This is a genomic window from Streptomyces sp. NPDC111606, from assembly GCF_055656945.1.
On record NZ_JBVKBY010000021.1, the window covers coordinates 57,364 to 70,612 of the forward strand.

The following is a 13,249-nucleotide window of genomic DNA, read 5'->3' on the forward strand; positions in this document are numbered from 1 at the left end:
GCCGAGGGGTATGTGCGGCGGCCCCTGCCGGGCACGCATCGCGTGTTCGCAGCGGTCCTACGTCGCTGTCTGCGGCCTCAGCCGTCCACGTCGCGATCCCAGGCGTCCGCGCAGCCGAGGACGGCCGCAGGCCCGAGCAATTGGAGTGTGTCGAACGCGAGCGTGAGCCGTACGAGGTCGCGGGGACGGGACAGTTCGAGCCCTGTGATCTGCTCGAAACGGCGCAGCCGGTTCAGCACGGTGTTGCGGTGGCACAGCATGCGCCGGGCCGCCTGGACCGCCGAGCCGCCATTCTCGATCCACACCCCGAGCGTGTCGATCAGCGTTTCGCGGTCGGCGGGCTCCAGTTCGTACAGCGGCCGGAGCACCCGCAGTGCGAGTTCGGCGGACAGGTCGGGCCGTGAGACGAGCAGGCCCTCAGGCAGACGGGCGTCGAGCCGGGCGACCTCGCCGTCTCCCCGGCAGGTGCGCAGGGCGAGTCCGGCCATGTCCCGCGCCCTGGGCAGGTTCTCCAGCCCCTGGACGACCGGGCTGACGCCGATGCGCATGCCGGGACCGGCGTCGAGGGCGGAGACAAGCGCGCCGAGCGCGCGGTCGCCGAGATGGGTGACGAGCACATCGCGCCGACCCCCGGTGTGGCGCAGGACGCGCATGCCGCGGATCTCCGGGACGGCGTCGGGCGTGCGGCCGACGGGCGGCGTGGCGCGTATCTCCGCGACCGCGAAGCGTCCGTCGGGCGGCAGGTTGAGGATCGATGCCGCGTCCCGGATGAACGCAGGGTCGTTGCGGCTCTCCAGTACGGCGGCGAGGATCAGGCGTACGCGCTCGTTGTGGCGGCTGGCCACACCCTTGGCGACCTGGCGGTAGGCGTCGGCCAGCAGGACGCAGTCGCGGTCGTTGCTCTTCCACACCAGCTCAGCCACGTGCACGAGGTGACGCTGGTCGCCGAGACCGTCCCGCTCCACTGCGCCGATGATCCCGTTCCAGACCTCCGAGCCGGCCACCCGGAAGGCGTGCAGCACCTCGTCGAGGGGGCGACTCTCTTCGGCCCGGCGGATGCCGAGCTCACGGGTATACCGCTCGACGTCCGCCATCCGGCCCGGGTCGAGGGCGGCCTCCAAAGCGACGCGTACGCCCTTGTACACGGACTGCGGCAGGTCGGGGGGTGCGAGCACCGGGTCCGCGTAGTACGGCACCTCGGTGCGGATCTGGTCCACCACGATGCCGCTGAATGCCTGGCCGTGCCCGAGTAGCCGCCGACAGGCGTGGTCGAAGAGCTGGTGCGGGGAGGGCTCGTCGGCGGGCTCCGGCAGGGGCAGCGGTGAGCCGACGGCGGTGGCGCCGGAGTGTGGACCGACGGCGGCGGCACCGGGCCGCGGACCGGCGGTAGTTGTGGCGGTGGTGACGCGGGGGCGGACCGCGCCACGGGCGGAACTGGTGTGCATGGACCCTCCAGACGGACGGGGCGTGCGAGAACACCACGGCGGGTCGCCATGTCTTGCGCTGCGCGGGTCGCAGGTGGGTGGCTCCACCGGTCGGCGATCGGCGTGTGCCGATGGAGCGCACTTCAAGGAATCCACATGCTAAGCAGTCGGTCATCCCCTGGGGCGAAACGTCCGTCAAATCGTGACGAACGGTGAAGCGCAACCTGACGAATGGCCTGACCCTCTGGCATTTCGGTCGGGTGTCAGTGGTGTCTGGGACCGTGTGCGTCGTGGATGAACTCGTGGAACGTGTCGATGCTCAGGACCGAGTGCTGGGAGTGGTCAGCCGGAGGGAGGCCGTCCGGGAGGGCTGGCTGCACCGAGTTGGTGTCGTGGTGTGCCGCGATGGGCAAGGTCGCTTTCTCGTCCATCGCCGTGCCGAGCAGCTGTCCCGTTTCCCAGGGCACTACGAACTCGGTGTCGGGGGCGCTGCGGGAGTCGGCGAGTCCTATGAGCAGGCGGCTTCCCGCGAACTCAGTGAGGAGCTGGGGGCTCGGGCGACAGTGTGCCTTCGGTTCAAGTTCCTCAACCGGGGCGGGCTCAGCCCTCATTGGCTTGGGGTGTGCGATGCCGTGCTTCCGGAGATCGGCGCCCCCGACCCGGGAGAAGTGGCCTGGCACGGGTGGCTGACCGAGTCCGATCTGCGGCGGACTCTGCAGCAGTGGACCTTCACTCCTGATAGTCAGGAGATTCTAGATCGGTATCTTGCTTGTCGCGCTGACCCGGCGTCTTCGCAGTGACGGTCTTCATGAGCTGAGTCATGGGAACGAAGCTGCTGGCTGTTCCGAGCTCTTTGGGGGGGCCAGCGGGTGTGGGGTGTCCGCAAGGCGTTCGGCAAGGGAGGAGACCGCTTCGCGTTCCCCTTCGAGCCCCACGGGTTCGGGACCATGGCTGCAGGCCAGGCCCGTCTGATTCCACATAACGCGGCTATGCAGGGCGCACTTCGGGTACGCGGAGGTGCTACGGGCGGTACCTGTTGCTGTGGTTGCTGTACTTCGCTCCTCCCCCGCCTCGGCCTAAGCAAGTGTCCGCCTCGCTTGCCGCGCGGTAGCCGCAGATTTCGCGGCTGTGTGCCTCTACCTCTCCGAGGTTCTCCGTCGCCATGATGGCGCGGGCAACTGATTGCGGCTCAACACCTCGTCCATGGCAGCCTCGTGGACCGTCGGCCCCTCGTCTTCAGCAGTGCGGGGAGCCCGGCGACCCGTACTTCGACGTGCCGCCTAATCCTCGGCCGTCGCCGCTAGCATCCCGGTGGCCTGCGACGGGTGCCATTCCAGGACCGAGCTGATCGGCTCCGTGTCCTTCGCTGTGAAGGTGTGGACAATAGGACCCAGCATGCCGCGCAGGTCTTCAAGCGGGAGTTCGCCGTCCAGGCCGGGGCCGACAACAAGCAGACGAATGGGCGCGTTGACCTGGCAGCACGCGGCCAGGCCTAGAGCGTCGGCAAGCGGGCTCTTGAGTGCCGGCTCCTCGCCCCGGGCCAGAATGTCGCCCCCGGCATCCAGGAGGTCGATCGGCTCAGGCTGCAAATGGCTGACCAGCTCCTTGAGTTGGCGGGTAACGCCCTCGGCGCCTTGGTATGGGTCGATCAGCGCGACGTGTGCGGGAGCTCTGCCGCGAGTCGGGGGAGGGTAGAGCCTGCCGGAGCGATCGGGCGGCCCCGGGCCGACACGGCCGAAGGGTTGGTTCACGCCTTCGCCGGGCGGCGGCAAGCATCCGCGGCGTGGCAAGCCGGGGATATGCAGTCCCAGGATCTACTCGTAACGGTTCAACAGACATCGTCGGTCAGCCGAGCGCGGGCCACGAGGGCCCGACGGCCTTCGAAGAGTGGGCCAGGTCGGCGGGAGCTGATCAGCTCTCCGCTCCCAATTCACCCGCGGGGTCGGCATCCTGCGCGAGGTAGCGCAAGGCGCGCATCACGGTGTCCGCCTCCTCGCCGTGCAATTCCCGGCTGGGTCCCCCGAGGGCGGCACCCCGGGCAGCGATGTCGCGCAGGGGCTGCAGCGCGGCGTCCGCCTCCTCAACGTGCAATTGCAGGCTGGGCCCCGCCGTCTGGGCGTCGCTTCCCATGGCAACGGAGATCGCTTCCCGGGCCGGGAGGAACGCGATCGGGGCCGAGTACGCGGCCAGGTCATGCACGCGGACCAGGCGCAAATCACTCGGTTCTACCTCGGAGCCGGACAGGACCACTTCGGTGTTCTCGACACGGCCCCGGGCGACCCAATAAGGGTTGCTGCTGTTCCGCCAGAGTTCGAACGTCACGGGTTTCCCCTCTGCGGTGATGGTGATGTGTTCGGAGACCGGCAGGTCGGCCGGAAGTCCCTCACCGGGGTGGCAGTAGTCCTCCAAAGCGTCCTCCAGGGCCTCGCCGGCCTTTGCATTGCCGGAGGAGGCGCTGAAAACCATGACGTGCTCGACCTCGGGGTCATAGGACGCAGAGCCGAACCACAGGCACACATGAATGTCGCCGGTGACTTGGTTATCGCCGCCACCCATGAACTGCCGTGATTCCGGCCAGTCGGCATCAACAGCAACGACCCTGAAACCATCTGCCGAAACAGGGGTGCCTTGATCGTTCATGGGATCTCCTTGTGCTCGTCCGTGATCAGGCATCGTGCCATGCACGGGACCGGGGCTAAGGGGTTGGGCCTGGGCTGGTCGGTGCGCTACCAACTATCGCGGGACCGGTCGCACCAGGTTCTGAGAGCGGAGCGCACGGGGCGCCGGCGACAGTGGCCAGTCGGACCGAGACCTCCATCGATAGTTCGCATGCGTCCGGCCCTGGAGGCTGTTGTACGTCCTCGTTGGTGTCAGCCGCTGGTGTCACAGGTCCCAGGCCCCTGGCCAGCCAAAGGAAGCGTGTCAGCGCCCGGACTGGCCACCCGTGCAGTATGGCGATTCTCTCGGATCAGACCCGGGTGGCGTTCCGGTCGAGGATGGCACGCAACCGGTCGACATCCGCCGGTTCCGGGGCGCCGCGCTTAGGGAGGACGACGATGCCGACGCTGTACTTGTCGGGTGTCAGCAGCACATAGAGCGCATCAGTCTCCGCGTAGCGGGTGATCATTGGCCACCGGTGCACCGTCTCGCTGTCCCGCGAGGTCACCCGCACCCCGGTGTCGTCCACAACGGCCCGGAACTCCCCCTGCGAGGCGACCATCCGGTGCACCTGGCGCCCTTGCAGGGCAGGTACCAGCACGTACACACCGATGCACAAGGCCAGCGCCGCGAGGCAGAGCACCGTCACACGGAGGCTGGGACCCTTCGGCACAGTGAAGCTCACAGCAAAAGCGCCGAGCACGACGATCGCACTGGCGAGGATGATCCCGCTCTGCAGCCGTCCCGCCGGTGTGGCTCGCATTCGCGCGCGAATTGCCCCCGTAGCGTCAGCAGCCGTCGGCACGTAGGCCAGCTCTACAGTGCTCGTTTCCTGCACGGTCGCTCCCCAGATCGTCGTGCTGCCGAGCCGCGATCGTAGCGGGGCCCGCCCAGCCCCGGGTCCGCGGGGGCTACGCCTTGTCGAGCTGGCCCAACCCATTGCTGGGTTCTCAGTAACCGAAGGAGTGGGAAGCGGATCTGGGCTGCCCTCGTGGGCTTCTTACGGCGCCTACTCCGACGTCCTCGTCCCCCAGCACCCCAGACAACCAGCGCGGCTGTCTGCTGAGTTCGTGGCGAGTGCCCAGGGGCTTCGTGCAGTTCAGCCTCTGCCAGATGTGACACAAGACCCCGCCGCCTTCGCAGCGGATGTGAGCGCACGCATTGCAGCCCCGCCCCTACGTTCCAGCATCTGCGGCAGTTGCTGTCAGCTGCTGGTGTCCGCTACTCGGCGTCGGAACACCCGCCGAATGCCGCGCATGAAAAGGATGAAAACCGTCCGGAAGACCATGAACACAGTGGTGAGGGCGAACGCTCGGGAAAGCACGTCAATGATCGTGGTCCAGGGATCGGGTAGGTCGAGAAGGATCGAGAGCTCTCCGAGCGCTGTCGCCAGCCCGAACATGAACGGCAGCCATTCCCAGTGAGTCCGTGAGCCCCGCCTGACTGCTGTTTGCCGCCTGTGCCGTCTCCGACGAGTCACCGAGCTGAGGATGACGCTCAGGACGATCATCGAAGCGGGCACCCATAGGTCCGACCAGTGCACCGTGAGCTGCACGGCTCCTCCCCCTTGCCGCTCTGAACCCTACTTATACGGGCGGTGAGCCTATCGTGCGGTCGGCGGCGGCCTCCGAACCCACCCCAGCTGCCATCCCGTCCGCCGTTTGCGCGCCTACTCCACCGCGGGTGCCGTGCGGGGACGGAGTGCCAGGGCGAGCAGCGGTCCGACTGCCAGTAGGAGGGCGAGAGCCGCGAAGCCGGTGGTGAGGGTCGAGACGGTGGCGACGCCGGCGACGAGCAGGGGGCCGCCGGCGTCGCCGAGTTCGCGGCCGAGTTCGGCCGATCCCATGGTCTGGCCCATGCGTTCCTCGGGGGTGGAGGCGGCCAGGGCGGCGAAACCGAGTGGGGTGATGAGCCCCGTGCCGGTTCCGACGAGAGCGGCGGCGAGCAGGACGCCGGCCAGGCCGGGCAGCATGGCGGCCGTAAGGCCGGTGGCGGTGATGAGCAGTCCGCTGAGGAGTCCGGTGCGGGTGGTCAGGCGTCCTGCGTCGACGGCGTGGCCGGCCTTGGGCTGGACGACGGCTGCTGTGGCGGCGAGGACGGAGACGGCGGCGCCGGTGGCGACGGTGCCGAGTCCGGCTGCGGCCCCGGAGACGGGCAGGAAGCCCACTCCGACGGAGAGCGCGGCGGTGGCGGCGGCGAGGGCTGCGGTGGGCGCGAGGAAGGAGCGGTCGGCCAGGCGGCGGCCGAGGTCGGCGACGGTCTGCCGCTTGCGGGGCAGCGGCGGCACGGCGGGCACGGCGAGGACGGCCCAGAGGGCGACGGCGGCCGCGCACAGGGCCATGACCGTGAACAGCAGGCGCAGGCCGCCGGCCCAGACAAGAAGGCCGCCGAGGAGCGGCCCGAGGGTGTAGCCGATGGACTTGTAGAAGCCGTACGAGCCGAAGGCGCGCCCGCGCTTGGCGGCCGGGTTGAGGCGGGCGACCATGGCGGAGGCCGAGGGGGAGAAGGCGGAGGCGGCGGCGCCCTGGCCGAGTCGTGCGGCCCACAGCCAGCCGGGGCTGTCGGCGATGGCGTACAGCGCGGAAGCGCCGGCGAAGGCGATCAGCCCGCCGAGAAGCACCGGCTTGCCGCCGATCCGGTCGGCGAGCGAGCCGAAGACGGGCTTGAGGAGAACCTCCGCGCCGTCGTAGAGGGCGAGCAGGCCGCCCAGGACGAGCAGGGAGGTGACGGCGTCCTCGGAGAAGCCGCCGAGGTTGGCGGCGATGCCGTGCGCACCAAAGGCGGTGGTGAACCCGGCCGCGTACAGGGGCCACATGGCTCGCCTCGGGGCGGCCGGGGCTATGGACTGAGTGGTCATGAGGGCTCCTCGTCGGTGGTGTGCAGCGCGTTGAAGACGCGCTCGGCGTAGCCCTCACAAACGGCGGCGCACTGCTTGAGCCGGCGGCCGGCTTCAGCTGATTCAGGGGCGCCGAAGACGTCCCGGGCAGTCAGGTCGCGGTGCCAACGACGCAGCCGCTCCAGGCTGTGCTCCTCTTCCTCCAACTCCGCCAGGGTGAACTTGGCGATCCGGATCTCCTTGGCGATCTCCTCCTCGAACTTGGCGCAGTCCGCGAGGAATTCCATCCAGTCCGCGGAGCGGGCAGCGGTGAACATCTCCCGGAAGCGGGCCGCGTCCTGGTCGGAGCGGCCGGACGCCTGGAGCGTCACGCCCTGACCGCCGGCACTGTCGGTGAGTTGGAGGGCGCGCCGGACCCCATCGGCGAAGACAGGTACCTCCGGCACCGCCCAGATGCCCTGTCCCAGGGAGAGGGCCCCGATCTTGCGCAGCTCCCGCCATACCGCCACACGGTGCCGGGACGGATCCGCAGGCAGCTTGATCACCAGGATCAGCCACCGTGAAGGTTGTTCAGCGCTCGTCACGCTCAGGAATGTATCAAGCGTTACATCACACTCACCCTCCCGCCCATGCTCGCGGCCGTACTGCACGGCATCACCGAGACACTCACCGGCATCGCCCGATTCAGCACCGCCTCGACGCAACGCCGGCAAGAAGACCGCCTCCTCACCCGATCCACCGAAGCCGTCGCAGCCCTCTCCTACCTCGCCCGCGTACAGCCCACCGCAGCCCCAGAAGCTCCGCCCGCCACCGACCCGGGCGATCCCGGTCCATCGGCTCCCGAGCTGGTACGTCCTGCACCCCCATGACCACCCCAGGCGACGAGCCTTGCCAGGCGGGCAGCCAGCGAAAGTTCGGCGGTCCCCTCCCCAGGCCGCCGAAGGACCGCACAGACGTGCAATGGCCTGGCTCGTGGGCCCGGCGATCTGGCGCCCGGACCGAATTCCGTGCGACACACCGCAGGGCACCGCCGCGGCCAGTCTGGGCGAAGAGCCGGAATCCGCGGTCGTGGACAGCCGGATCAAGCCGAACAAGAGGCGTTTCAGCAGGTGAGGACCGCCCTTGAGAAACCTCCTCAACCATGCCGACCCGACGCCGTTGACCGGCCCGGGAGGAATGGCCCACCGGAATCGGGTACAAGTGGCCCAGCCGTCTGGGCTGCTTGCCTCATAGGGTCGGAAACGTGATCACAACGGCACCTGCCAGCCGTGCTTCATCCGCCGCTGCGTGCGGTGGCCGCCAGCGGCGGACGGCTGCTACTGGTCATAGCGGCCGGTCGGCCTCCTGCGGGCCGATGCCTGCGCCCGCCAGACGCCAAGACCGCTCCCTAACCGTCGCCTCACTCAGAGGAGCCCCTCATGCAAGCCATCACCGTCCAAGACCGTGACGCCGGGGTCAGCGGCCTGGCCCTGTCCGAACTGCCCCACCCGCACGCCGCCGAGAACGACGTGATCGTGGAGGTCCACGCCGCCGGATTCACCCCCGGCGAGCTGGACTGGCCCAGCACCTGGACCGACCGGGCCGGTCGTGACCGCACCCCGAGCGTGCCCGGCCACGAGCTGTCCGGCGTGGTCACCGAACTCGGCTACGGCACCACCGGCCTGACCATCGGGCAGCGCGTCTTCGGACTGACCGACTGGACCCGCAACGGCACGCTGGCCCAGTACACGGCGGTCGAGGCCCGCAACCTCGCCCCACTCCCGGCCGATGTCGACCATGTCACGGCCGCCGCACTGCCGATCTCCGGGCTCACCGCCTGGCAGGCCCTGTTCGACCACGCTCACCTGAACGCCGGCCAGAGCGTGCTCATCCACGGCGCCGCGGGCGGCGTCGGCTCCATCGCCGTGCAGCTGGCACGAGAGATCGGCGCCCGAGTGATCGGCACCGGCAGGGCCGCCGACCGCGACCGAGCCCTCAGCTTGGGCGCGGACGCCTTCATCGACCTCCAGGCCGAGAAACTCGAGAACCTCAGCGAGGTCGACGTCGTGTTCGACGTGATCGGCGGCGACATCCTCGAACGCTCCACCACACTGGTCCGCCCCGGCGGCACCCTGGTCACCATCGCCGAGCCGGTCACCGTCCACCCCCGCAACGGGCGAGCCGTCTTCTTCGTCGTCGAACCCGACCGGGCCCGCCTCACGGACCTGGCCCAGCGGCTGCGAGACGGCCACCTCAATCCAATCGTCGGCGCCATCCGCCCGCTCACCGAGGCAGCCTCCGCGTTCACCCCGGACAGGCGCACCCCCGGCAAGACAATCATCCGCGTCACCGAAGGCTGAGCCAGATGGCGCAGTAAGAACCCATCTTTGAACCAGCCCTCCGGGCCCTCCGAAGCAGTCCCGCTCCGCCGACCTGATCGGCTGCAGCGTCATGGGTTTCTCGTTACTCCACGGCGCGGCCGATGAGTTTGTGGCTCCCGTCCGGTCCAAGCTCGTGACACCTAGGAAAGGACACCGCCATGTCGGAGCTTCTCGTCGACTTCATCACCTCGCTCGATGGCTACGCATCGGGAGAGGGATGGCCCGGGTTCTGGGGCCTCGAGGGCCCGGAGTACCTCGCGTGGCTCGGTGAGCAGCCCGAGGTCACGTATCTGATGGGAGCGAACACCTACCGCCTGATGTCGGGCTTCGCCGCAGGCGAGGTCCCGGATGGCCAAGACGAGTTCAGGCCCGAAGAAGAGGCGTCCGTCGACGAGCTCACGCAAGCGTCCAAGGTGGTGTTCTCCTCCTCACTCGAGGAGCCACTGACGTGGGCCAATTCCACGCTCGTCCGCGACGACGCCGTCGAGGCGGTCCGCGCCATGAAGTCGAATGGCTCGGGGCTCCTCAGCACGATCGGCAGCCTCAGCCTGTGCCGGTCCCTGCTACGAGCCGGACTCGTCGACCGCTTCCGGGTCGTGATGTTCCCGGTGATCACCGGGGCCACGGGCGAGGAACGCATCTACGACGGCTATCCGGACGTTGCCCTCGAAATGATCGAGCACCGCACCTTCGACGGCCGCATCCAGCTGGTCGAGTACAAGCCCCGCGTGCTCGAGCACCCCCCGCTCGGCGTCCCTGCGTGACGTCCGAATCTGCGGCAGTTTTGGAGATGACGGGCACGGATCAGGTTCTGTGGTTCTTCGGCACCGTCGACGAGGCTGAGCTGGCTCGACCTCTCACCTGAGAGCAAGTCAAACCGTAGGTCGTCATGTGGCGGCCGGCGGAGCCATTGTCAAAGTCTGTGGATCAGTAGCTGTTCACGTTTCTTGGTGGTGCGGGTGGATGAGGCCTTCGATGGAGCCCAGGCGGGCCTGAAGGGCGGGATCCGGAGTTGACGTGATGGTGAGCAACAGCACCTGGGCCGCCGGTTGTTCCGGAGCATAGAGGTCGTCTCCACCGTCGTCACCAGGGATCGCATTGGGCTGGATCTCGGTCCGCCCATTTTGGATACCGGCGAGATGGTAGACGCCTCGGTAGTCGCTGCCACGCTCGGAGAAGACCAATCCGAGGCATTCGCCGACGAGACGGACCAGCTCGTCGACGGTGTGGGTGCTGGTGCCGCAGGTGTGGTAATCGGCCATACTGCACCAGACCCTATGCCGCGACGGTGGCCGGACGCTCGGCAAGTTGGCCGCGTTCGAAGCGAGCCACGGCACAGGTGAGGGCGAAGAGGTGCGTTCACGGCCCGCCACGGCTGCTGGCCGGAGTGGGCCCGTCGACGCCGGGTGAGGCGACGGGCCCCTTTCGGACGCCACGCCTTCGCCCGCACGCTACGCGAGACCTACCAATCGGCCTCGTCGTCCTCTTCGTACAGGTCTTCAAGAGCAGCAACGCACTTTTCGGCGACCAGCCCCGCGAACCGCGCACACGTCCACGACTCCACGCTGTGCACCCAGTCGGCGGGCGGGAACTCCTCGGGCGCGTAGAAGTGCGGCAGGCCGCTACGGAACTCCCCGGCGTCCAGGGGCGGGTGTGCGTCGCTGTGGGCGCACTGCTCGGGGCGGGGTGCGGCAGCGACCGTACGTAGGGTGGCGAGGATGCCCTGGGCGACGGCGTAGGGAGGGGCCGGGTAGGAGATCGTCATGGTCTGGTGGGCGGTGAGCAGGAGTACGGCCCTCTCACGGACAGGACGAACGTGGTCCAGGGCCTGACACCGGTCTTCGGACTGCCCCAGCTGGTCGTAGCGCCGCGCCGCCCACAGACCCAACTCATCGGCGTACTGCTCGTTCGAGCCGATGTTCTGGAGTCGCTCGGCGATCTTTTGAATGTCCAGGCGGCCGTCCGCGCGGAGGTACTCCGCGTCGAGATGGGAGGTGTCGCGCGGGCCGAAGAGTCTGTCGCGACCCGCGCGGAGTTCGTTCAGCGTCTCTCGGGCTACCTCGGCCATGAAGGCGGGACACACCATCTGCTCCAGTGGGGCGCCGTCGCCGTAGTAGTCGCGGTCCCGTTCGTACACGCGGCGTCCGACGGGACTGCTGAGAATGATCCCGAGTTCGGCGGCGGTCGTGCTGTGGCCGCTGAGTGTCGGGTGCTCGACGTGGTCGCAGGTCGCTGCGGCGAAGTCCGGCAGGACTTTCTCCACGCCTCTGATGAGGTTGTAGAGCACAGACCTGTCCTGGATCATGCCGGATACGGCATGCCAGCTCACGGCCCTGACGACGTGGAGGCGTCCGGGACGCTCCTCGGGCTCGGCGTAGTAGAGGTAGCCGCCCTGCGAGACGATCTCGCCGGCTACGTCCGTCCCCGGCTCGGGGTACAGCTCCAGCAACGCCTCCAGCACCTTGATGTCCTCGCGGTCCTGCAGGGACAACCGGGGCGGGACATCGACGACGTCGCCTGGTTGCAGGATGTCGAGGGCGATCCTCGCGAACCCGGCCACATTGCGCGGGCAGCGCCATGTCGCGCGCGGGTGGTCCTCGTCGTCCCACTCGGCGTTCTCGTCGGCGATCCGGAGCAGCAGGTCGGGAAGTTCGGCATCGGCGTGATGACCGCCATGGGACTCGTACGGGTGGGCGTCGTGGTCGCAGGGCCGGACGCGTTGCGCGGCGTCCGCCGCCCGCAGCGCCGCCTGAGCCTCCGCCCGGGAGCCGACGCCCGACCGGTTCGCATAGGGAGCCATCATCGTCAGCCCCAGAACCCACACGTACGCATTCCCGCTCCCGGGCGCGGCGGCGAGCCGGGCGGCGCAGTCGAGCACCGCCCGGTCATGTTCGCCGTCAGGGGCCCAGAAGTCGTACTCGTCCTGGATCTCTTCCCAGGACGACACCAGGTCGTCGAGGGGTACGTCATCGGTTTCCGTCACGATCTTGCCGACGCCGAACGAGCCCGATAGGTTCCACCGCCGCGTTCGCCGCCAACAGCTCGATCGCCCCATCGCGCGGGTCAGCGCATCGCGTGCACCCCTGGCGCCGGGCGTGCCCTGCGCGTGCACGCGGCTGCGCAGTCGCCGCGGGCGTCCTGGCCGTCCGTGATCCTGGCCCTGTTGCCGGTACGGCCGCCACAGTCACCGTCCCGTATAGCCCCGGGACAGGAGGCCGGGGGCCCGTTGCCGACCCGTGAGGAGACGGCCGGATGAGAAGCAGAGATCGCGTCTGCTGCCGTCCCGCGGCTTGACGGGCCGGCCCGGCCCTGCAGCGGGCCGGGGTTCACATGACACACGGGCCGGGGCTGCCGCTGCCCCTGGGCCGGTGTGGGGGTCAGTGGTGCTTCCTGTCGACTGCCCGGAAGCTGCCGACGAGCGCGAACGGCACCACGCTGCCGTCGAAGACGACCGTTCCGGGGATTGCGCTGCTGGAGTCTCCGCGCCCGATGGTCGCAATTGCGGCACCGTTGTCGCAGGTAATCCCGGTGAAGAATTCGATCCTCTTGTCAGTTTCGTTCCGGACGTTGAAGCTGGTCGCCGGACTGCTGATTACGGCGATGCACTCACCCCCCTTGACCGAATACGTCCGCTCGTTGACGTAGACCCGTTCGCGGTCCTCATCGTCCCTCCAGTCGTGGTGATTCGACCGCCCGTCCCCGCCCGTCTGCCCGTTTCCGCCCGTCTGGCCGTTCCCGCCCACGTCCCCTCCCTGAGGCAAGGAGGCAGCGGCCTCCTGCACGGACGCGGCGGACTCCGGAACGGAATTTGAAGCCGACGCATAGTTCACGGTGGTCGCAGCGACGACGGTGATGCCCACCGACAATGCGATCCCGACCACGGTACGCGTACGCATTCCGCTTCTCCCTCTCGCAGGCATAATGCTTTCTCCATCTCTCAGGGATGCCAGCCGACCCGGCCGCCTACGAAA

13 protein-coding genes and 1 pseudogene are annotated in these 13,249 nt (G+C 68.6%); 4 read left to right on the forward strand and 10 right to left on the reverse strand.

Features of this window, described 5'->3' with window-relative positions; all coding sequences use genetic code 11:
- Positions 1–77 precede the first annotated feature (77 nt).
- Entirely contained in the window at positions 78–1,445 is a 1,368-nt protein-coding gene (locus ACZ7M7_RS42975) for a PucR family transcriptional regulator (RefSeq protein ID WP_472127098.1), read from the reverse strand.
- Between the two features lie 281 nt (positions 1,446–1,726).
- Here ACZ7M7_RS42975 and ACZ7M7_RS42980 point away from each other — a divergent pair, with 281 nt between their 5' ends.
- Positions 1,727–2,224: an NUDIX domain-containing protein gene (locus tag ACZ7M7_RS42980; protein WP_383631983.1), complete on the forward strand. Its 498-nt coding sequence runs from the start codon at positions 1,727–1,729 to the stop codon at positions 2,222–2,224.
- Between the two features lie 307 nt (positions 2,225–2,531).
- Here the strand turns inward: ACZ7M7_RS42980 and ACZ7M7_RS42985 are convergent.
- The 6 genes and pseudogenes from ACZ7M7_RS42985 to ACZ7M7_RS43010 all read right to left on the reverse strand — a co-directional run.
- Positions 2,532–3,159 (reverse strand): annotated as a pseudogene (locus tag ACZ7M7_RS42985) (DUF1152 domain-containing protein); the annotation flags it as partial.
- A 176-nt stretch (positions 3,160–3,335) separates the two neighbouring features.
- On the reverse strand, positions 3,336–4,064 hold the full coding sequence (locus ACZ7M7_RS42990) for a hypothetical protein (protein WP_472127100.1): 729 nt from the start codon (positions 4,062–4,064) through the stop codon (positions 3,336–3,338).
- A 328-nt stretch (positions 4,065–4,392) separates the two neighbouring features.
- Entirely contained in the window at positions 4,393–4,920 is a 528-nt protein-coding gene (locus ACZ7M7_RS42995) for a YcxB family protein (RefSeq protein ID WP_472127101.1), read from the reverse strand.
- 366 nt (positions 4,921–5,286) lie between these two features.
- A complete protein-coding gene (locus ACZ7M7_RS43000) occupies positions 5,287–5,637 on the reverse strand; it encodes a hypothetical protein (protein ID WP_472127103.1) in 351 nt (116 codons plus the stop codon).
- 114 nt (positions 5,638–5,751) lie between these two features.
- Positions 5,752–6,939 (reverse strand): MFS transporter, encoded by a 1,188-nt coding sequence (locus ACZ7M7_RS43005; RefSeq protein ID WP_472127105.1) that lies wholly within the window; start codon positions 6,937–6,939, stop codon positions 5,752–5,754.
- Positions 6,936–7,502, reverse strand: a complete 567-nt coding sequence (locus ACZ7M7_RS43010; RefSeq protein WP_472127107.1) for a Chromate resistance protein ChrB — start codon at positions 7,500–7,502, stop codon at positions 6,936–6,938. The genes ACZ7M7_RS43005 and ACZ7M7_RS43010 overlap by 4 nt, the downstream gene beginning before the upstream one ends.
- A gap of 45 nt (positions 7,503–7,547) precedes the next feature.
- Here ACZ7M7_RS43010 and ACZ7M7_RS43015 point away from each other — a divergent pair, with 45 nt between their 5' ends.
- The 3 genes from ACZ7M7_RS43015 (at position 7,548) to ACZ7M7_RS43025 (ending at position 10,042) form a co-directional block, all read left to right on the forward strand.
- Positions 7,548–7,787 (forward strand): hypothetical protein, encoded by a 240-nt coding sequence (locus ACZ7M7_RS43015; RefSeq protein WP_472127109.1) that lies wholly within the window; start codon positions 7,548–7,550, stop codon positions 7,785–7,787.
- 549 nt (positions 7,788–8,336) lie between these two features.
- Positions 8,337–9,257, forward strand: coding sequence for an NADP-dependent oxidoreductase (locus ACZ7M7_RS43020; protein WP_472127111.1), 921 nt, complete (start codon positions 8,337–8,339; stop codon positions 9,255–9,257).
- A 179-nt stretch (positions 9,258–9,436) separates the two neighbouring features.
- Complete coding sequence (locus tag ACZ7M7_RS43025; protein ID WP_383631727.1) at positions 9,437–10,042, forward strand: dihydrofolate reductase family protein; 606 nt, start codon at positions 9,437–9,439, stop codon at positions 10,040–10,042.
- A 174-nt stretch (positions 10,043–10,216) separates the two neighbouring features.
- Here the strand turns inward: ACZ7M7_RS43025 and ACZ7M7_RS43030 are convergent, their stop codons facing one another.
- The 3 genes from ACZ7M7_RS43030 to ACZ7M7_RS43040 all read right to left on the reverse strand — a co-directional run bounded on the left by ACZ7M7_RS43030 (position 10,217) and on the right by ACZ7M7_RS43040 (position 13,174).
- Positions 10,217–10,540 (reverse strand): hypothetical protein, encoded by a 324-nt coding sequence (locus ACZ7M7_RS43030; protein WP_472127113.1) that lies wholly within the window; start codon positions 10,538–10,540, stop codon positions 10,217–10,219.
- Positions 10,541–10,740: 200 nt separating this feature from the next.
- Positions 10,741–12,261, reverse strand: a complete 1,521-nt coding sequence (locus ACZ7M7_RS43035; RefSeq protein ID WP_472127114.1) for a hypothetical protein — start codon at positions 12,259–12,261, stop codon at positions 10,741–10,743.
- A gap of 394 nt (positions 12,262–12,655) precedes the next feature.
- Complete coding sequence (locus ACZ7M7_RS43040) at positions 12,656–13,174, reverse strand: hypothetical protein (protein WP_472127115.1); 519 nt, start codon at positions 13,172–13,174, stop codon at positions 12,656–12,658.
- Positions 13,175–13,249: the final 75 nt, after the last annotated feature.

Excerpts from the sequence above, each read along its gene's own strand:
- ACZ7M7_RS42975 (WP_472127098.1), bottom strand. The coding sequence starts at position 1,445 with ATGCACACCAGTTCCGCCCGTGGCGCGGTCCGCCCCCGCGTCACCACC.
- ACZ7M7_RS42990 (WP_472127100.1), bottom strand. The coding sequence starts at position 4,064 with ATGAACGATCAAGGCACCCCTGTTTCGGCAGATGGTTTCAGGGTCGTT.
- ACZ7M7_RS43005 (WP_472127105.1), bottom strand. The coding sequence starts at position 6,939 with ATGACCACTCAGTCCATAGCCCCGGCCGCCCCGAGGCGAGCCATGTGG.
- ACZ7M7_RS43015 (WP_472127109.1), top strand. The coding sequence starts at position 7,548 with ATGCTCGCGGCCGTACTGCACGGCATCACCGAGACACTCACCGGCATC.
- ACZ7M7_RS43020 (WP_472127111.1), top strand. The coding sequence starts at position 8,337 with ATGCAAGCCATCACCGTCCAAGACCGTGACGCCGGGGTCAGCGGCCTG.
- ACZ7M7_RS43025 (WP_383631727.1), top strand. The coding sequence starts at position 9,437 with ATGTCGGAGCTTCTCGTCGACTTCATCACCTCGCTCGATGGCTACGCA.
- ACZ7M7_RS43030 (WP_472127113.1), bottom strand. The coding sequence starts at position 10,540 with ATGGCCGATTACCACACCTGCGGCACCAGCACCCACACCGTCGACGAG.
- ACZ7M7_RS43040 (WP_472127115.1), bottom strand. The coding sequence starts at position 13,174 with ATGCGTACGCGTACCGTGGTCGGGATCGCATTGTCGGTGGGCATCACC.